Here is a 19,122-nt window from a genome sequence, read left to right on the forward strand (position 1 = left end):
CGCACCCCTTACGCTGCTATCCCCAAAACTCAGATAAGGATTAAGTATTTAATATATTAATAATATCCTTGTAACAGGAACGCTTGTTTGGTATAATAAAAACAAGAACATATATTCGTATTTTTGAGATTTATAGCTGCATTGCTCACTAGATGGGCTGCCTTGTCCTAACGTATGATTTTGACTGGAGGAATCGGTTTTGATTTCAGATGGAATGAGTTTTGCAGACTTTAGCCAACGTTTTAATTGCGAGAAAGTTTGCATCGACGTTTTGTATGCAGCCAAATGGCCGGATGGCTATCGCTGTCCACGCTGCAACCATTGCCAGACCTCTAAGATCAAAACCCGGCGTCTCCCTCTCTACGAATGCAGGATCTGCCATTATCAGGCTTCCCTGATTAGTGGTACTGTTATGGAAGGTAGCCGCACCCATTTACATAAATGGTTCCAAGCCCTTTTTCTTATTGCTTGTCCATCCTCTTCCATCAATGCTGTCAAGTTGAGTGCCATTATCAATGTCACTTACAAAACAGCCTGGTTAATCCTCCACAAATTACGGCATGCAATGAGTCATGGCGAAATACGTCATATGCTCGCTGGTATGGTACGAATCAAAACGGCTTTTTATGGGAAGCCGTACAATCCTTCCTTCAGCCGGCACCCCCAGGAGCATCCACTTATCTCCGGAGCTGCTTTTGACGATCAAGGTGAAATTACACATATCAAAATCAAGCAAGTAGACAATCAGCATATGACGGAAAAATATTTCCGGCGTACGGGTGTCGATGCTTTCATTAGCAATCATGTACAGGCGTTTCCGGCCGACATTACAATAGAAAGTTTACGGTTCCATACAGACAGATTTCGTCCGGTGCTGCGCATTTGTAAAGAAGTTGGCAACTGGATGAATGCTGTGTTCCACGGGATCGGCGGCAAACACCTGCAGGCTTATTTGGATGAATTTTGTTTTCGTCTTAATAATACTTTTCGCAAGCAGCCCGTATTTAACCAACTATTTCTATTATGTGCGTCAACTGCTCCCATAACCTATAAAGAATTAATTCGGAAAAACAAACTTTTACAAGTAGGTTCCCCTTGTCTTTCTGCAGCTTAGTTGTTATACAGGTGTGCTTATTTATTCTGCGCCGTAATCGATAATTTCAGATACTCTATATTGTTTTAGGCATTGTGGCTGTTAGAATTAATTGCATTTTATCTGTCTTTTGCTGAGGAGCGAGGGGCTACGGCTATGCAGCGGGAGCACAAAACGCAACTCACAGCAGCAAGCTGGAAATTAAATAGAATCTGAGCTAACGGGATAATGGCTAAAGGGATGCAGTAAGTCAGTAAGTCAGTAAGTCAGTAAGTCAGTAATCGACTATGGTGGTGACAGTAAAAATAGCCGGAAAGGAGCTGTGTCGCTCCCCCGGCTACTTGATGGTGAATTACCTTTTGCATATACTCGATCCTTATTTCATATCGGAGTTACCCCAAGCGGTCGCGGATTAATTTAATGTTCGCGTCAAATCTGTCGGCTTCCTCCTCGGTCAATGTCTGACTGCTGTAGATCGCTTTTTCAAATGCGCCAAGTACGATGCGGAATTCGGTCTGGAGCGAGGTCAGCCGTTTTGACCACTGCCCCATCGTTTCACGAACGGTCTCATTCTCATTGTGATGAAGACCTTTTTTACGACAGTACTTGATCAATCGGTTCGTTTCCTTTACGATCCGCTCGTTCACGGTGATCGAACCGCGGCGATAACGCCGCCAAGCATCAATTATGGAGTTGCGCCGAAGCGCAACGACAGTTCCCAGAAGTGCTGCCACGGCAGTGACAAATCCCCAAAGCGGGATTCTGAAGCCATCTGTTGTTGATTCCTGTGTTTTAGCAGGGACCGAGGTTGACGGGTTGACTTCAGGCAGCGGGGCCGCTTTTTCTTGAGGCAGCGAGTACGGGTAGGTAAAACCTGCTGTCGGCTCGAACGGCAGCCATCCGTAGCCGTCGAAATATACCTCTACCCACGAATGCGCGTCCGCATTTCGCACTGTATAAGTACCCTCGCCATCCGGATTCAACTCCTCATCCGAGAGGCCTTGCAAACGCATCATCTCGGGATCGACCGGTAACGAGCCCGGCGAATACCCTTTTACCCATCTTGCGGGAATACCGGAAGCACGGGTTAGAACGGCCATCGCCGAGGAAAAATAATCGCAATAGCCTTCCTTGATTTCAAATAAAAAGGAATCCACGAAATCTTTGCTTACTTTTTTCGATAAATCCGGCTCATTCGTATATTTGAAATTCATTTGCAAGTACATTTCGATCGCTTTGGCTTTATCATAAGGCGTTGTCGCGCCTTTCGTAATTTCCGCCGCCAAGTCGCGCACGCGCTGCGGCAGCCTGGATGGAAGCTGCAAGTACATCGGATCCACTTCACCGCGAGTGTCAGTCGCAGGTTCTTTGTGCAGCGCCGCTTCATCAAGAACGGTCACTTCCGAGACGATTGAATATGTTTTCGGATAGCTGGCCACTGTGTTCGGCAGCCTAAGCTCCCATGATTGCGGCAGCCAGGAAAACCGCGGCAGCGGTGTTTCCGCTCCATTGACTGAAACGACCTCTGTTATTGGCCCCGCCCCGAAAAGGACGGGATATTTTTCTGAATGAAGCATCGTAAACGTTTGTTCGATTTTTTCGACTTTCGATGAATCAGGCCTGCCTTCGATCTGCAGCTGCTGATTTCGCCTCACGGACGGGACAGCTTCTTCCCGCCGCTCATCTATTGCCTCTTCCCAGCCGCTTCCGTTATAGAAAGCTTTCGTTTCGCCGCGCCAGTAGCTGCGTCTTGTCGTCGTCACGGTCATAACTGGAGAATAATCGAATCTGAAACCTCCGCCGAGCGATTCGTCGTTACGGCTGTATCCCGAGCTGCTGTCAGCAGCGCTTTTCTCCGCAGCAGCGCTGACTCCTTTGTCTCCGACCAAAGAAGGTATCGCTTCTCCGCGCGCTTCTTTCCATGCGGTATAAGGATCCGTTAAAATCGGTTTGATCGGGGGGACGAACAAGCCTGCGGCCATGACAAGAGTAATAATGAGTATGACGGGCAAAAACAAGCTTACCGGATATTCAAGAAGCTGTCCCCAGCTATCGGGATGCTGCTGCTTGAAGCTGGAAAAATGACTGGCGACGAGCCAACCGAGACCGGTGAAAACGGTCCACGCAATCTCTTCCCATAAGTAGATCGGAGTAAACAGCGAGTCCGCTATCATCAATGAAATCAAAGCCATTCCAACGATGCTGATTATGCCAAGGCGCCATTTACGGGTAAATAAAATGATGTGAAACACGGCCCATACGATTAAGCTAATCCATATAAAAGGAGTTAACTGTTGGAATTGGGCAGTAAGCCAATTGAGCCAGTCGGCGGCTTTATCCTTTTCCCCGTTGAAAGGAATCCACCGGTAGCCGGAATATGCCGCATTCAGGAAAATAAGAGTAAGCGTCTGTAAGATGCCGGAAGCAAGTCTGTTCGGAATAAGCGCTATAATTACAACTGAAAATAAGAGTAAGCCGTTTAAAATCGAGAATGTCTCCGTCCATAAGTAATCACCCAGGCATTGAAGCCACTGATAAACGATAATGGCGGAAAATAGGGCCGAAAACTTGCGGTACATATCCGCAGAAAGCCACTTGTAACCGGTTCGAAACAAAAGACTCATGCGCTCCCTCCTTCCAGTACGCCCGGCAGTTCCTGAAGTGCGCTAAGCGAATGGACAGCATACCCGCCTCTTTGCAATATACGAAGCCAGTCCATCCCCTTCCGGGGGTCCGCTCCCGTTACAACCCTGTACACATCGTCTGCCCCTTTAAGATGAATAAGCACAGGGACGACTCCTTTGCGGTTTAACCACTCCATGGAACGAACCGTTTCTTCGCCGCTCTGCGGGCTTATTATAACGACGAATGAACCGGCCGGTATAAGCGAGTCCGACTGACGCAGCGCCCGATACAAGGGTATATCGCCATCAGGCTGGACGCGAACGAGATGGTTCAGCATAAGCTGCCGCCTATCGGACGAGGAATGCGGTTCAAAACCATCCATTGTCGCCCCGACTGAGACAAGCCCGGTAGCCGTCGCTCTCCGGAAACCAAATTCAAGCATCGAAGCGACGACAGAGACGGCTGTTTCGAACTGTTCCAGATTTTCATATGCGCCTGCATACCGGTCCAGAATGAATACCGTGCGAGGCAGGGATTCGCGTTCAAACTCCTTTGATTTCCACTGTCCTGTCTTGGCCGTGGCGTTCCAATGAATGCGGGACAGTCTGTCCCCGTATATATACTCGCGCACACCGTTTATTTGCGTAGTTTCCTTAGAGGACAACCGCGATGCGGATGTGGAGAAGGATCCTTTGGCGCCGCGTTTAAGCTGCTGCCAGTTCCTAATCATGACCGTCCGGGGATAAACACTGAACGGCTCGGAAGATTCGAAAATTCCTACATGCTCAAACAATCCGAAAATGTCGCGCGTCGAACATTCGGTTGGCGCGAACCTGTATACGCCTCTCTCCAGCGGCGGCGTAATAAAACTGATATCACCGGTCCGGTGATAGCTTGGAATGAATGAAGCCTCGAAGGGTACTGTGCTGCCGTTCTGACGAACCAGCTTGTCGCGCACGAGTACATAGGGAATCGGCCAAACACCGGGAATTTGAACGGAGATATTCACTTCCATCCTGGCTCCGGCAGACAGCGTCTGATCAACCGGGGAAACGGTTCCGGTTCCGCTGGAGAGACGGCGTGTTCCAGTCACACTGCCGATGCCGCTCCACCGTCCGAGCACCAAATACAGCAGCAGTACATTTAAGATGCAAAAGAGCATAAATGACGTTTTTCCGCCTTGAAACAACAGAAATAAAAGACATCCGATATAAACCGAACCGATTATCCTCCATCTCATCATCGTTGCTTTTGCTGTCAACATAAGCTCTATCGCTCCATTCGGACGGGCACGCTCGTCTCGCGGACGACCGTATCGATTACATCCTCCGGCTTTAATCCGTTCATTCTGGATTCGGTATGAAGCATGATCCGGTGAGCGAGAACGGGAGAAGCAAGCGCTTTAGCATCGTCAGGGATTAAATAATCGCGATCCTGCAGGAAAGCGTTGGCTTTAGCGGCTGCCATAAGCGAGATGGCAGCACGGGGGCTGGCGCCAAGCTGTACGCCGTTATGCTCGCGAGTTCCCCGCACTATTCTGACTAAATAGTCGGCCACCGCTTCGTCGACATGCACCCGTTTCACGGACTCCATCATTAATGCAATCCGTTCTATATTCGCGACCGGAGTGAGCATATCGGCAGGAGCGGAGGAATGCGGAGAAAGTACCATTTGACGCTCAGTGGCCGCATCGGGATACCCGAGCGATATTTTCATCATGAACCTGTCCAACTGAGCTTCGGGAAGGGTGTAGGTTCCTTCAAATTCAATCGGGTTCTGCGTAGCGACGAGCACAAACGGCATCGGAAGCGCATAGGACTCGCCGTCAACGGTTACATGGCGTTCTTCCATCGCTTCAAGCAGCGCCGATTGCGTCTTCGTGGTTGCGCGGTTGATCTCGTCTACAAGCAGCAAATTCGCCATGACCGGGCCCGGCCTGAATATAAAGGCTTCATCCTTCGGATGGTAAATGGCGACTCCGGTTATATCTGTAGGGAGTAAATCCGGGTTGCATTGAATACGCCGGAAATGCCCGCCGATTGTCCTTGCTAAAGCTTTCACCAGCTGGGTCTTACCGGTTCCCGGCACATCTTCAAGCAGTATATGTCCTCCTGCCAAAAGTGCGATAAGCAGCCGCTCTATTTCGACCTTTTTCCCCAGGATACAGCTTTCCAAGTTGCGACGTATCTCACTGCATATTGAATAGTCGGCACTGCGGTTTTCCATTGAAAATACCTCCCGGATGATTGAATAAATGAAGTAGACTGTATCATGTTATTATTTTACAAAAAATACATCTGACCGTATAGCTGTAGATCCAACAAAAAAAATTGGAGAATCCCACAGGGATCCTCCAATTCCAATGACTATGCTGCTTATAATCGACATTTTTCTCAGTAATAAACGTAATTCAGCCTTTCGGCCTGACAACAAGCGCAGCGAGGAACGAAAAAATTATCGCTGCCGAAATGCCAGCGCTCGTTAAATCAAAGATTCCCGTAATAACGCCGATCCAGCCGTCACGCTCAAGCTCGGTAAGGGAGCCGTGTACAAGCGCGTTGCCGAAGCTTGTGATCGGCACTGTCGCACCTGCTCCTGCAAATTTGATAAGCGGGTCATACCATCCAATCCCGTCTACAACAGCTCCGACCACAACTAGCGCGGCCATTGTATGAGCAGGAGTCAATTTGGCGACATCAAACATAAGCTGGCCGATGACGCATATTGCACCCCCAACCAGAAAAGCCCATAAGTAAATCATTGTAACGATCTCCTTTCTTAATTCTAATGCTCGCGCTCTATCGAGACGGCGTGCGCTATGCAGGGAATGCTTTCGCCCTGTTGATAAGACAGCGGGGACAATAACGCGCCGGTAGCTACCACAAGAACTCTGTTCAGATCTCCTCGTTCCAATCTTTTCAGAATGTTGCCATATGTCACGACCGCTGAGCAGCCGCAGCCGCTTCCTCCCGCCTGGACACTTTGTTTCTGGAGGTCGTAAATCATTAAGCCGCAATCATTGAATACGGTTTGGTCCATCGGCACACCGTCGCGGATTAACAGATCTTTGGCGATCGGATGTCCTACCGAGGCCAGGTCGCCGGTGACGATTAAATCATAATCCTTAGGCTCGCGCCCCGTATCGCTAAAATGAGCCTTGATCGTATCGACGGCAGCAGGTGCCATCGCCGATCCCATATTAAAGGGATCCTTGATGCCAAGATCCACGATTTTACCGATTGTCGCACATTCGACGACCGGTCCGCCCCCCTGCGGAGCCACAACGACGGCTCCCGCGCCCGTGACTGTATACTGTGCAGTCGGAGGCTTTTGCGAGCCGTATTCAGTCGGATAACGGAACTGCTTTTCCACCGTGCAGTTGTGGCTGCATGTCCCAGCCAGCACATATTCGCCCGATCCGGAATTGACGATCAATGAGGCAACGGCGAGCGATTCCATGGACGTGGAGCAGGCGCCGAATACGCCGAGATAAGGCGCTCCGATCGTTCTGGCGGCGAAGCTGTTGCTAATAATCTGATTCAGCAGGTCCCCGCCGACATAGAATTGCAATTGCTGCTGGGTTATATTCGCATGCTTAAGAGCGATATCGGACGCTTGCTCCAGCAGCAGCCGCTCTGCTTTCTCCCAGCTTTTCTGCTGCATATCGAGCTCCGGATGAACCAGGTCGAAATCGGCCGCCAGCGGTCCTTCGCCTTCATCCGGGCCTACGACGGTCGCAGCGCCGATAATGACCGGGCGATTCTCAAACCACCAGGTTTGTTTGCCACGAAGCATCTTCAATGCCCCCTTATGCCAAATACCCAGTATACGATTCCGACAAAAAAGGCCGCCACTGCTCCGAACACGATGACGGATCCGGCCAGCTTGAACATATTCCCGCCGACGCCGAGGACGAGTCCTTCGCTGCGGTGCTCAAGTGCCGCGGAACACATGGAATTGGCGAAGCCGGTAACCGGAACTGCACTGCCTGCACCGGCCCATTGCGCAATTTTGTCGTATACGCCCAGACAGGTTAAAATGACCGATATGAGAATGAGCACGGCGACAGTCGGATTCCCCGCTTCTCTTTGGGTCATCTTGAACGTGTATACAAATATATCCTGAATCGCTTGTCCGAGCAGACAAATCGCGCCGCCGACGACAAACGCGCGGACGCAGTTCATCAAAGCTGGACGGGACGGTTCGCGTGTTTTGGCGAACGTTTGGTACTCTTTGGGCGACATCGTCATTTTTTTGTATTTGCTTTTTCCTGCACTTTTCGCAGCCACCGGATATTATGCCCCCTAAAAGATTTATCTTGGAAAGTATTTGTCAAAATGCGCTGCATTATGCCCTGCAAAACGGAAACACAAACAAACCTTCGGCTTATTATCTCCGAAGGCTTGCGAAGGGTTGATTCAGCTGACGGGGCATTGCGTGGGCTCATTAATAGATCATCGCAACCAGAAGTAAAACAACCAGCAGAACATATAGAACAAGCGCCAGCAGCGTAATGTTTTGCCGCATACAGTGAGGCAGCTCCTCTCGAATAGGATAGGCATTTGTTTATCCTATGCCGCTGCAATCCGATGCGGAGATTGTCCGGCCTATTAATTCGCCGGGGCGTCGTTATCCGGATTGCCTGACAACGAGACTCGCAGAGAGCATAACCTTCTCATCCGGCGCCTCAGGAGCATGGCGTTTACGCACGAGCGATTCGACTGCGCGCAGTCCTAGCCATTCCTTGGCCAAATCGACTGTGGTAAGCGGTACAGGGCCTCCACCGCTAGCCGCCGTATTATCGATGCCGATTACCCTGCACATCCCGGGCACATCTACTCCCCGGCTCAGCAGCAGCTGCATCAGGTGAAGCGCAATATCGTCATTGGCACAAATGAACCCGTCAGGGAAATCATTGTCCGCTATAGCAGCCGCAAGCCGCTTGTCCAATGTCTGCATCCATGTCTGACTTCCATATGGAATCGTCCACTTGCGGAGATGGACGTCAGACTTGGAAATTGCTTTCATCGACCTGGGCTCCGGGAGTGTCAAGGGGGTTCCGGGAGAGCGCCTGCCCAGCAGATCATCAAGCGCCAGACGGCACCCCCAGAAGCGTTCCCTAAAGCTGACGGCGAAGCTGTCCCGACCGATAAACGCTATGCTTCTGCACCCCTGCGAGAGAAGATGATGGGAGGCCATCCGACCGGCCTCACCATTCGCATTAAGCACGGCATCCGCGCGGGCCACCGGCTCCTCATGATCGACAAGCACGACCGGAATGCCCGTGCGGTTCATCCGAAGGAGCGCGGCGGCCGGGCATTTGCCGGCAATAATAATTCCAGATGCAGACTGCATCGTTTCATCGTCGATCTGAGGAAAGACGGACGACCGGTTGTTCTCGGCCTCGAACGTGAAAAATATGGGGTTCAGCCGATGCTCTCTGCATCCCGCTTCAATGCCTTCCCTCACCCGCTGCCAAAACATCGGCTCGTTAGCCTGACGTTCATCCAACCCGACAAGGATAACCGGCATCTCCGCAAGAACGCCGGATTGCCCCTTTACCTCCCGCTGACTTACGCGATAGCCCAATGCAGCCGCCATTGCCATTACTTCACGACGCGTCGCTTCGCTTACCCCACGCTTTCCCGAGAGCGCTTGCGAAACCGTATATTTGGAGACTCCCAGCCGGTCGGCGATTTGCTGCATGGATACTTTGTGCGCCATTATCGTCAGACCTACCTTCTTTCTTTATTTTTACCTGAAACTACAATTGACTTTTTCCCGTTCTCCCTCTATTGTAAGCGCGGAAGAGGGAGTATGTCGACCTAACAAAACTAACAAATTAAACAGCAATATTCATAATTAACCAAAAGGAAGGTGTCTAACATTGAGTAAAATCGTGCTTTTCTACGATGCTTCGTTTCCATATGAGGGCAAGCGGCCGGACGATCAATCATTAGCGATTTTAAAAGAGCGATTCAATGTCGCGGATGCCGGGCAGCTCCGCGAGCAGCTAACCGATGCCGATGTTTATATCCATATGCATGGACAATATTTTCCTAAGGATGCCTGGAACGCCATTCTGGCTCATTTAAAACAAGGAAAAGGTATGCTGCATGCAGGCGGAGCGCCTTTCAAGACGCCCGTTTACAGGGAAGACAGCGTGTGGAAGCAGGAGCCGGAGCAGACGGCATATCACCAGCAGCTCCATATCCACGAAGCGCTTCCGGTTGACGTTACAGTCACTCGGGAGCTCGTTCCCAATCCGGATATCCCGCTCTTCGAAGGTTATGAGAAGCTGTTCACGATTGAACCGACATACGGACTTGTCCTTCATGTAACGCGCAATGACGACAAGCCCGGCGAGATGGGCTCGGGCGGACCGATGGATGCCCACATATATCCGCTGCTCCGAGGAATAACCGGCGATCTCTTGCGGCGTGAAATTGCCGCGCCAGCTGTACTGCTCGAGCATACGAAGGGTACCTTCAGCGGGGGGCGCTGGATCCTTATCAACCAGCAGCTGCAGACTCCTTTCTGGGAAGGAGGCGGTTGTGCGGCGCTTGCGGAATGGGCGGACTTCGCCGGCTGTGGCGTGACGGAATTGTGGCTTAAACCGAACTACAGCTCATATGAGCCGGGCGAACGCGCGGTCTTTACACTTCAAGGCCAACAGCTTTCGGTGGCGGGAAAAAGCGCTGCAGCGAGTGCAGCTGTGTGGAAGTTCAAGCTGCGAGTGCTCAAAGCGGTCAACAGCGCGGAACCGGCGCCGGATCCGTCGTTCAATTACGATTCGGCCGGCTTCGAAGAAGCATGGCAAACGGAAATCTCCATCAAGGTAGGCAGGGAATTGAAGCTTGAACGGATAATAGCGGATTTCGGGATTGAATCCGGCTTCTATGTCGTGAAATGCGAGGCGGTGTCCGAATCGGGTGAGAAGCGCGTGCTTCGCCAGGGATTCTGGGGATTTGACCGCGAGCTTCTTGCTGCCGGCGACTGGATGACGTGCGACAGGGATTATTTTTGGAAGGAAGGCCGTCCGCTTCCCGTTGTCGGAATGACTTATATGACGAGCGATGTTGCCCGCAAATATCTGTTCCTGCCTAACGCGGCCGTTTGGGACCGGGATATGGCGCAGATGAAACGAGCCGGCATCAACCTGATCAGGACAGGCATTTGGACCGCGTGGCGCCAAATTATGTTCGTAGACGGCCACCCCTACGAGGAGGTGCTGCGCGCGATCGACTCCTTCCTCTTGACGGCGAAAAGGTACGACCTTGAGGTTACGTTCAACTTCTTCTCTTTCACGCCGGAAGCATGGGAGGGTGTTAATCCGTATCTGGATCCGCGCAGCGTTGAAGCTCAAAAACGATTTATCGCCGCAATTGTTTCAAGGCATGCCGACTCAAAACATGTGCATTGGGACCTGATAAACGAGCCGTCCATGTTCGATCCGAAGCGGGTTTTCAGCGGCCCGCAAACCTGTGGCGACCCGTTCGAGCGGGATTGCTTTGTGGAATGGCTGCGTGAACGGCACGGTTCGGTACGCGTGCTGCAGGAGCGCTGGAATATGACTCCCAGCGAGCTCTCTTCGTTTGAAACGGTCCGGCTGCCGGAACGGGACGATATCAATTTCAGAACGACTGAGCAGTTTACCAAACGGGGCGGCCCTTGGCTTGACTACACTTTGTTTACTATGGAGATGCATAACCGGTGGGCGTCACAGCTGATTGACACGATACGCTCCATACAGCCCAAACAGCTTGTAACGGTCGGGCAGGACGAGGCCCTCGGGGGACAGCGCCCTTCGCCGTTCTTCTACGCCGAAGCCGTAGATTATACGACCGTTCACAGCTGGTGGCTTATGGACGATCTGATCTGGGACGGCGTGTTCTCCAAAGCGCCCGATAAACCGAACCTAATTCAAGAAACCGGCATCATGTATGTGGAAACTCCGGATGGACGGGCAAAGCGAAGCGAGGAAGAGCTCCGCAATATTCTGGAGCGTAAATACGCTTATGCGTTCTCCACCGGCGGAGCAGGCGCAGTTCAGTGGATCTGGAACATTAATTTCTACATGAACAATGTGAACGAATCCCATATCGGTGCGGTGCGGGCCGACGGCACGGAGAAGCCGGAGGCCAATGTATCGTATGATTTCGGCTCTTTTATAGGGCAGATCCGGGAACTGTTCATAGGGCGCGAGCTTGAGGAGGTTGCGGTCGTGTACCCGTACTCCAATGATTTCTCAAACCGCAAGCTGGCTTACGAAGCGACGACCCGCCTTGTACGGACACTTACCTATTCGATGAATGTGCATGTGTGCGGCTTGGGCGAATATCATCTGGAATCGTTGGAAGCTTCAAAGCCGAAGCTCATCATCGTGCCGAGCGCGCATAACTTCAGCGATGAAGCACTGGGCAAGCTTACAGATCATATCCGCCAGCACGGCGGAACACTGCTGTTCACAGGACCGGCAGGACTCGACGAATATTGGCGGCCTGTAAACAGACTGTCAACCGAGCTCGGATTGGAAGACTCCGTTGCCTCCAACCTGCTGCGCGAGGAACTGCTGGAACTGAACGGCCTGCTAATGCCGGTTTCATTCGGCGGATCGCATATTGCAGCCGCATGCAAACAGTTACTTCGAACCGTTAACGGTCCGGCACAGCTTATAGAGATGCCGCTCGGTGCCGGGCATATAATGTGGTGCCCGCTGCCGATCGAGCTGAATGAACGGCTTGAACCGCTTCAAGCCGTCTATGCCGAAGCGCTGTCCAAATCCGGCGTCTCCGAGCAGCTCGAATGGCTGCGCGGCGGGGAACTGCCCGGCGTTTACGGCCGCAAGCTGAATTTCGCCTCCGGCTCGCTGTATGTATTCGTATCCGAATTCGGCTGTGACGCGGATATTGAGGTTCGCGATCCTCAGACCGGCAAACGGTATGCATTCACGCTTGAACAGGAAAGATCCGTTCTGTTCGCCGCGGACGCGAGCGGTGAACTGATGGCTGTATACCGTCCTAACGAGGTGCAGGTGCACACTCAATAGTTGTTCATCCCAAACAAAAGCAGGAACCCTTGTGACGTTGTGACGGGTTCCTGCTTTTTCATTTTGTGTGTACGCTTTATTTTTCCTTCTTCAAGTTGGTAATCAACCGTTCGAGATAACTGTTAAAAGCTTCTATCTCTTGCTTTGTGAAACTATGGAATGAGCTTTCATTACTCTCGTTCCCATACTCATTGGCGTCCAAAAGCGCCTGCTTTCCTTTTTCCGTTATACGGGCTAAGGTGACCCGTCTGTCTTCGGGGGCTTCTAACGTCGTGACCAAACCGTTCTGCCTTAAGCGGTCAATCATACCCGTCATATTCTGTTTGGTAACCAGCATGTTGTTCCTGAGCTCCTTAAAGGAGAGATCTCCGGAACGGGAAAGTGCGGCGAGAATAAACCATTGATGCAAACTGGTCAAGCCCGCCTGGGAAGACAAACTGTGGCCGACCCGTTCAAGTAAAATATTGGCGCGAAAGATATTAACGACGATACTACCCCGCGGATCATTTTTCTTATTCATACTCAACCTCAATAGTCAACATGTTGACCTAATTATAACGATATCGGCTTTGGTTGTCAAATGTTGCATTCTACCGGGATCTGACCTCACTCAAACCAGACCGTTTTCGCCGCGGCGCTTTCCCGTCTCGCTTTGGGCGGTTCCATATCCGGAACGCCCAGATAAATGAACCCCAGCATCCTGTCCTGCGGCCGCAGCCCGAAGGTCTCGTTCATAAAAGGATGATAGCAAGGCTCACCGGAACGCCAGACCGCACCTAAACCGAGAGCATGAATCGCGAGCAGCATATTTTGAATCGCGGCGTTGACGGCCGCATACTCCTCAAGCCCGATTACATCTTTACGGTCGCTTGGCTGGACGGCTGCTGCTATAATGACAGGCGCCCGCAGCGCCTTCTTTCTTGCGGCGTCGGCTTTTATTACATTATCGGGATTATCCGGATCCGCTTCACCCGCGAGTGCGATACGAGCAAGCGCTTCTCCCAGCCGATCCCGGCCGCCGCCGGTGAGCACAAAAAAACGCCATGGTTCTGTCAGCCTATGGTTTGGCGCCCATATGGCGGCATCCAAAATCGATTCAATCGTCTCTTTGGCTATCGGTTCCTGCGTGACCTTTCCGATACTTCTTCTCGTTCGAATAGCTTCAAATATATCCATGGCCGTCTCCTTACTCCTTAATAGTCTCTCCATATTTATACGCCGGATCTGAAACTTAGGAAACGACAAATATTCTTACTAAAATAAGAAGACCGCACAGTCAAGCCATAAAGGCAGGGACTGGCGGTCTACATTTACTGACTACTGCAAATTAGTGACCAGTTCCAGATCGACTGGAATGGCACTTTCAACTTTCTCGCCTGCGGCAACTTTAATGGCTGTTTCAATCGCTTTTTGGCCGATCTCAGCCGGTTTCTGCGCAACCGTGGCCGCCATTGAGCCATCTTTAACGGCTTTTACCGCATCATCGGTGGCATCGAATCCGACAACGATAATACCTTTTTTACCGGCAGCTTCGATCGCCTGTACGGCTCCCAGCGCCATTTCGTCATTATGAGCGAAGACTGCTTGGATACTGCTGTTGCTTTGCAAAATATTTTCCATAACGGAGAGGCCTTTGGCACGATTGAAATCGGCCGGCTGCGAAGCAACCACTTTCACTCCGTCTTTATTGTCGACCGCATCATGGAAGCCTTTACCCCGGTCACGGGCTGCTGAAGTGCCGGCAGTTCCCTGCAGCTCTACAATATTGCCTTTGCGGCCGATCAGCTTCATGATATATTCGCCCGCCATCTGACCGCCCTTAACATTATCGGACGCAATATGCGTAACGACGGTTCCTCCGTTTGCGGCGCGGTCGACCGTGATAACCGGAATGTTGGCGCTGTTGGCCGACTCCACGGCAGTCACGATTGCATCGCTGTCAGTCGGATTGATCAGAATGACATTAACCTTCTTCTGAATCAAGTCTTCGATACCGCTGATTTGCTTTGCCGTATCATCCTGTGCGTCAACCACGATCAATTCCGCTCCTGCCGCTTTAGCCGCTTTCTCGGCACCCTCTTTGAGCGTTACGAAAAACGGATTATTCAGTGTTGAAATCGACAAGCCGATTGTTACTTTGCCGCCTGTACCTGTACCCTGTCCGTTACCTGCGCTCTTCTCTGTTTCCGAAGAGCATGCCGCCAGCAGAAGAACGACAGCAAGCAGCAATGCTGCAAATGACCATTTGTTCATGTTAATAGCTTTTCTTTTCATGTTGTTAGGCTCCTTTAATGTTCGGATTTTTATTTTCTTTTCTTCGAACGATCGAAAAGCACTGCAATTAAGATGACTGCCCCTTTTACTACTTGTTGATAGAATGAGGACACATTCAACAGATTCAATCCATTGTCCAGTACGCCGATAATGACGGCGCCAATCAGCGTTCCGACGATACGGCCTCTGCCCCCGGAGAGGCTTGTTCCTCCGAGCACTACCGCCGCGATGGCGTCAAGCTCGTAAGAAGCGCCTGCCGTAGGCTGGGCTGAATTAAGCCGGGAAGTGAGTATTATCCCACTAACAGCTGCAAGTAAGCCGCTGATCGAATAAACCATGATTTTGACCTTGGATGTGCTGATCCCCGAGAGCCACGTCGCCTCCTCATTACTCCCGATCGCGTATACGCGCCGGCCGAAAGTGGTGTGCTTCAAAACAATGTATAGTACTGCAAAAGCAATGACCATCCAAATGATCGGCATTGGAATTTGCAGAAAATACCCTTTTCCAAACGCAGCGAAATCCTTGTTCAAACCGGTAATCGGTCTACCGTCCGTGTAGACGAGCGTGAATCCCCGGAAAACGGTCATTGTCGCCAATGTCACGATAAACGGCGCCAATCTTCCCTTGGCCACCAGAGCCCCATTGATGGCGCCCATCAGCATACCTGCCCCAAGCCCTGCGATAACAGCAATCCAAGTATCCGTTCCGCCGGCCATCAAGCCCGCTGCCACCGCGCTCGACAGGGCAAGTATTGAACCGACCGATAGATCGATGCCGCCTGTCAAGATGACGAACGTCATTCCGAATGCGATCAGCGCATTAATGGAAACCTGCCGGAGAACGTTAAGGAGATTGTCGACGGACAGAAAGTTGTCTGCCGTAACCGATAATACGACGATAATCAGAAGTAATCCGATTACCGAACCAAGCCCCTGCAGCTTGAATCCTTTCCGTTTTTGAATGCCAATTACATCAGCTTGCATGCTGTTGTCCTCCCCCGGTTGCACAAAGCATAATTTTTTCCTGCGTAGCTTCTTCTCGCGTAAACTCTCCCGTCAGTTTCCCTTCATGCATGACGAGAATTCGGTCGCTCATCCCGAGCACCTCGGGAAGCTCGGAGGAAATCATAAGGATGGCAACTCCATTGGCCGCAAGTCTGTTCATCAGGTCATAAATTTCTTTTTTGGCTCCGATATCGACGCCCCTTGTCGGCTCGTCCAAAATAAATACCTGCGGACTTGTCGCAAGCCATTTTCCGATTACCACCTTCTGCTGATTGCCTCCGCTCAGCGACCCTACCGTTTGAGCGCCGCTTGACGCTTTGATGAACAGCTGCTTGATCATCGTTTCGGACAAAAACTGTTCTTTGGAACCGCTCATAAATCCCAGCTTTGACAGCGACTTAAGATTCGGCATCGACAAATTGTCGCTGACGGACATCGGAAGAAGCAGCCCCTCGTCCTTCCGGTCCTCCGTTACCAACGCAATACCCGCCCGAATCGCATCGGCCGGTTTGCCGATATCTACCGGCTTGCCGTTGACATAGATAGTTCCCCTATCTATCGGGGTCACGCCGAACAGCGCTTTGGCTAGTTCCGTGCGGCCAGCTCCCATCAGACCCGCCAGCCCTACAATTTCACCAGCCCTGACAGAAAACGAAATATCGTTTAAGATGCCTTGTTGCGATAACCCTTCAACCTTCAGCTTGTCCTCGCCATATTTAATCTCCACTTTGGGGAACCTGTCTTTGATTTCCCGACCGACCATCATCTTGACAATTTGGTCCATATTCGTTTCCTGGACTCGTTCGGTGCCGATATAGCGGCCGTCGCGCATCACCGTTATCCGGTCGCATATCTTGAATATCTCTTCCATCCGGTGGGAAATGTAGATCATCCCGACGCCCTGTTTCCGAAGGGAAGCGATTGCAACAAAGAGCGCTTCGATCTCCCGGTCTGTGAGGGCCGCCGTTGGTTCGTCCAATACTAATATTTCAGTATTGACGGAAAGGGCTTTAGCTATTTCTACCATCTGCTGCTGGCCGACCGACAGCTCGCCGACGACCGTTTCCGGATCGATTGTCAATCCAAGCTGAGACAAAAACCGGGTGGATTCCTTCTTCATCCTGCGCCAATTGATCAGCCTGGTCGGTCCGTACGTGAATTCCCTTCCGAGAAAGATGTTTTCCATTACCGTCAAGTGCGGAATAAGGTTTAACTCCTGGTGGATCATGACGATGCCCAGCTGCTGTGCAGCAGAGGGTGTTGCCAGCTGCTGCTCAGCACCCTTAACTGCTACCGTTCCGCCGTCCCGCGCGTAGATTCCGTTCAGAATCTTCATCAAAGTCGACTTGCCCGCGCCGTTCTCACCCATCAAGGCATGCACTTCGCCGTTTTCCAAAGAAAACTGCACCTGTTCCAGTACTTTCACCCCGGAGAAGCTTTTATCGATTCCCTTCATCTCCAACAGCTGCGCTGTCAATATGATTACCTCCTAAGCGTTTTCGGAGAAAACGCAGCTTCGTAAGCATAAGCAAGGCATTTTCGAATGAAAATGCTACTTCGTAAGCATAAACTTGGCGTTTTCGGAGAAAACGCAGCTTCGTAAGCATAGACTTGGCATTTTCGAATGAAAATGCTACTTCGTAAGCATAAACTTGGCGTTTTCGGAGAAAACGCAGCTTCGTAAGCATAGACTTGGCATTTTCGAATGAAAATGCCACTTCGTAAGCATAAGCTAAAAAGTGACCCCTGCATGTAAGATGACGTTGGCGTAAGCCGTGCATTCACCAGTGCGAATGACCGCTTTCGCTTGGCCGGTGAGCGACTTGAACCGCTCGTGGGAGACGCTCTGCGCCTCTGCCCCGTCCAGCGCCTGCTGCGTAAATTTCAGCAGCTCCGGATTTGCCTTCTTCATTTCTTCCGCTACCGTGTATTGCTGTACCTGCATTTCCACCAAAATGGTCTCCAGCGTTTCCAGGTAACCAGGTACGCCCCGCTTTAATGCAAGATCTATACGTTTCACGCCCGGCGGTATCGGCAGCCCGCTATCCGCGATGACGATCGTGTCCGTGTGCCCCAGCTCGCTGATCAATTTGGACAGCTCGCTGTTGATTATTCCGATTTTTTTCATCTTCCGCTACACTCCTGTTGTCTTCTGTTCCGCCGCGAAACGCAGCGCTTCTTCCTCTGTAGGCATTCCAGCTTGCGCGCCGAATTTCGTTACGGCAAGAGCGGAGACCAGCGACGCGAAGTCAATCGCCTCGTCAAGAGTGCTACCAGCCGCTATTGAGCGCGCCAGGCCAGCGTTGTAGCAATCTCCTGCGCCAGTCGTATCAACGACCGGCACTTTATAACCCGGCTTGAGACGCAGGGCACCGTCTTCCGATAAATACGCAGATCCTTCTGAACCGAGCGTCGTGACGATATGGGCAGCACCCATCTCCTTCATTCGCAGCATGGCCTCTTGAAGCGATTCCCCTTCGGCATTCATGCCGGTGTACCGTCCGAGCTCCGTCCGGTTTGGCGTGAAATAGTCTACAAGCCCAAACAGTTCTTCCGGCAGCGTCTGTGCGGGCGCGGGATTGAGCACGACTGTTTTACCGAGCGACTTCGCTTTTCTGGCCGCATATACGACCGTCTCCACCGGGATTTCCAGCTGCAGCAGGACAATATCGGCCTGCCTCAGCTTATCCTCGTGACGGTCGATGTCGGCCGGCTCCACCCGGTAATTGGCCCCCGGCACAACGACGATACTGTTGTCTCCTTCGGCTACATAAATGGATGCAATGCCTGTGGCCATCCCCGCGACACGTTTCACTCCGGTGATATCCACACCATCCTCCAGCAGGCTTCCTAGCAGCTGCTCGCCGAATGCATCCTCGCCGACCGCACCGATCAGCGCGGTCTCCGCACCCAAGCGGGCTCCGGCTACCGCCTGATTGGCGCCTTTCCCGCCGGGAATGAAACGAACCCTCTCTCCCAGCAGGGTTTCCCCTACCTGCGGATAACGCTCGGTTTCGACCACAATATCCATATTCAAGCTGCCGATGACAACCAGCCTAGGCTTGTTCATTTGT

Annotated in this window: 16 protein-coding genes; 2 read left to right on the forward strand and 14 right to left on the reverse strand. The window is 51.7% G+C overall.

Annotated elements, in window-relative coordinates:
* The first annotated feature begins 199 nt into the window (after positions 1-199).
* Positions 200-1,114, forward strand: coding sequence for a transposase (locus KZ483_RS20375; protein WP_220349388.1), 915 nt, complete (start codon positions 200-202; stop codon positions 1,112-1,114).
* Between the two features lie 371 nt (positions 1,115-1,485).
* On the opposite strand, the gene KZ483_RS20380 is transcribed toward KZ483_RS20375, so the two are convergent.
* The 7 genes from KZ483_RS20380 to KZ483_RS20410 all read right to left on the reverse strand — a co-directional run bounded on the left by KZ483_RS20380 (position 1,486) and on the right by KZ483_RS20410 (position 9,442).
* On the reverse strand, positions 1,486-3,717 hold the full coding sequence (locus tag KZ483_RS20380) for a transglutaminase-like domain-containing protein (protein WP_220349389.1): 2,232 nt from the start codon (positions 3,715-3,717) through the stop codon (positions 1,486-1,488).
* A complete protein-coding gene (locus tag KZ483_RS20385) occupies positions 3,714-4,982 on the reverse strand; it encodes a DUF58 domain-containing protein (protein ID WP_220349390.1) in 1,269 nt (422 codons plus the stop codon). The genes KZ483_RS20380 and KZ483_RS20385 overlap by 4 nt, the downstream gene beginning before the upstream one ends.
* A gap of 5 nt (positions 4,983-4,987) precedes the next feature.
* The gene (locus KZ483_RS20390) at positions 4,988-5,944 is read right to left on the reverse strand and encodes an AAA family ATPase (protein ID WP_220349391.1); all 957 of its coding nucleotides are present in this window, start codon (positions 5,942-5,944) and stop codon (positions 4,988-4,990) included.
* 184 nt (positions 5,945-6,128) lie between these two features.
* Positions 6,129-6,479, reverse strand: coding sequence for a stage V sporulation protein AE (spoVAE, locus tag KZ483_RS20395; RefSeq protein WP_220349392.1), 351 nt, complete (start codon positions 6,477-6,479; stop codon positions 6,129-6,131).
* 23 nt (positions 6,480-6,502) lie between these two features.
* Positions 6,503-7,513, reverse strand: a complete 1,011-nt coding sequence (gene spoVAD / locus KZ483_RS20400) for a stage V sporulation protein AD (RefSeq protein ID WP_220349393.1) — start codon at positions 7,511-7,513, stop codon at positions 6,503-6,505.
* A 2-nt stretch (positions 7,514-7,515) separates the two neighbouring features.
* Positions 7,516-7,968, reverse strand: a complete 453-nt coding sequence (spoVAC, locus tag KZ483_RS20405) for a stage V sporulation protein AC (RefSeq protein WP_220353569.1) — start codon at positions 7,966-7,968, stop codon at positions 7,516-7,518.
* 379 nt (positions 7,969-8,347) lie between these two features.
* Positions 8,348-9,442: a LacI family DNA-binding transcriptional regulator gene (locus KZ483_RS20410; RefSeq protein ID WP_220349394.1), complete on the reverse strand. Its 1,095-nt coding sequence runs from the start codon at positions 9,440-9,442 to the stop codon at positions 8,348-8,350.
* Positions 9,443-9,605: 163 nt separating this feature from the next.
* Between KZ483_RS20410 and KZ483_RS20415 the strand changes: the two genes are divergently transcribed.
* A complete protein-coding gene (locus KZ483_RS20415; protein WP_220349395.1) occupies positions 9,606-12,767 on the forward strand; it encodes an alpha-amylase family protein in 3,162 nt (1,053 codons plus the stop codon).
* A 76-nt stretch (positions 12,768-12,843) separates the two neighbouring features.
* On the opposite strand, the gene KZ483_RS20420 is transcribed toward KZ483_RS20415, so the two are convergent.
* From KZ483_RS20420 to rbsK, 7 genes are all read right to left on the reverse strand, one after another.
* Positions 12,844-13,287, reverse strand: coding sequence for a MarR family winged helix-turn-helix transcriptional regulator (locus tag KZ483_RS20420; protein ID WP_220349396.1), 444 nt, complete (start codon positions 13,285-13,287; stop codon positions 12,844-12,846).
* An 86-nt stretch (positions 13,288-13,373) separates the two neighbouring features.
* On the reverse strand, positions 13,374-13,943 hold the full coding sequence (locus KZ483_RS20425; protein ID WP_220349397.1) for a nitroreductase family protein: 570 nt from the start codon (positions 13,941-13,943) through the stop codon (positions 13,374-13,376).
* 141 nt (positions 13,944-14,084) lie between these two features.
* On the reverse strand, positions 14,085-15,020 hold the full coding sequence (gene rbsB, locus KZ483_RS20430) for a ribose ABC transporter substrate-binding protein RbsB (protein WP_220353570.1): 936 nt from the start codon (positions 15,018-15,020) through the stop codon (positions 14,085-14,087).
* A 50-nt stretch (positions 15,021-15,070) separates the two neighbouring features.
* The gene (locus tag KZ483_RS20435; RefSeq protein ID WP_220349398.1) at positions 15,071-16,027 is read right to left on the reverse strand and encodes an ABC transporter permease; all 957 of its coding nucleotides are present in this window, start codon (positions 16,025-16,027) and stop codon (positions 15,071-15,073) included.
* Entirely contained in the window at positions 16,017-17,525 is a 1,509-nt protein-coding gene (locus KZ483_RS20440; protein WP_309568598.1) for a sugar ABC transporter ATP-binding protein, read from the reverse strand. The genes KZ483_RS20435 and KZ483_RS20440 overlap by 11 nt, the downstream gene beginning before the upstream one ends.
* Positions 17,526-17,780: 255 nt before the next feature.
* Positions 17,781-18,176, reverse strand: coding sequence for a D-ribose pyranase (gene rbsD / locus KZ483_RS20445; RefSeq protein ID WP_220349399.1), 396 nt, complete (start codon positions 18,174-18,176; stop codon positions 17,781-17,783).
* 6 nt (positions 18,177-18,182) lie between these two features.
* Positions 18,183-19,118 (reverse strand): ribokinase, encoded by a 936-nt coding sequence (rbsK, locus tag KZ483_RS20450; RefSeq protein WP_220349400.1) that lies wholly within the window; start codon positions 19,116-19,118, stop codon positions 18,183-18,185.
* Between the last annotated feature and the right edge of the window lie 4 nt (positions 19,119-19,122).

Origin of the sequence: Paenibacillus sp. sptzw28 (genome assembly GCF_019550795.1) — a bacterium.
Lineage (GTDB): Bacteria > Bacillota > Bacilli > Paenibacillales > Paenibacillaceae > Paenibacillus_Z.

Coding starts and splice junctions, on each gene's coding strand:
- rbsB (WP_220353570.1), bottom strand. CDS start 15,020: ATGAACAAATGGTCATTTGCAGCATTGCTGCTTGCTGTCGTTCTTCTG.
- KZ483_RS20410 (WP_220349394.1), bottom strand. CDS start 9,442: ATGGCGCACAAAGTATCCATGCAGCAAATCGCCGACCGGCTGGGAGTC.
- KZ483_RS20435 (WP_220349398.1), bottom strand. CDS start 16,027: ATGCAAGCTGATGTAATTGGCATTCAAAAACGGAAAGGATTCAAGCTG.
- KZ483_RS20420 (WP_220349396.1), bottom strand. CDS start 13,287: ATGAATAAGAAAAATGATCCGCGGGGTAGTATCGTCGTTAATATCTTT.
- rbsD (WP_220349399.1), bottom strand. CDS start 18,176: ATGAAAAAAATCGGAATAATCAACAGCGAGCTGTCCAAATTGATCAGC.
- KZ483_RS20425 (WP_220349397.1), bottom strand. CDS start 13,943: ATGGATATATTTGAAGCTATTCGAACGAGAAGAAGTATCGGAAAGGTC.
- spoVAE (WP_220349392.1), bottom strand. CDS start 6,479: ATGATTTACTTATGGGCTTTTCTGGTTGGGGGTGCAATATGCGTCATC.
- spoVAC (WP_220353569.1), bottom strand. CDS start 7,968: ATGACGATGTCGCCCAAAGAGTACCAAACGTTCGCCAAAACACGCGAA.
- KZ483_RS20390 (WP_220349391.1), bottom strand. CDS start 5,944: ATGGAAAACCGCAGTGCCGACTATTCAATATGCAGTGAGATACGTCGC.
- KZ483_RS20385 (WP_220349390.1), bottom strand. CDS start 4,982: ATGTTGACAGCAAAAGCAACGATGATGAGATGGAGGATAATCGGTTCG.
- rbsK (WP_220349400.1), bottom strand. CDS start 19,118: ATGAACAAGCCTAGGCTGGTTGTCATCGGCAGCTTGAATATGGATATT.
- spoVAD (WP_220349393.1), bottom strand. CDS start 7,513: ATGCTTCGTGGCAAACAAACCTGGTGGTTTGAGAATCGCCCGGTCATT.
- KZ483_RS20380 (WP_220349389.1), bottom strand. CDS start 3,717: ATGAGTCTTTTGTTTCGAACCGGTTACAAGTGGCTTTCTGCGGATATG.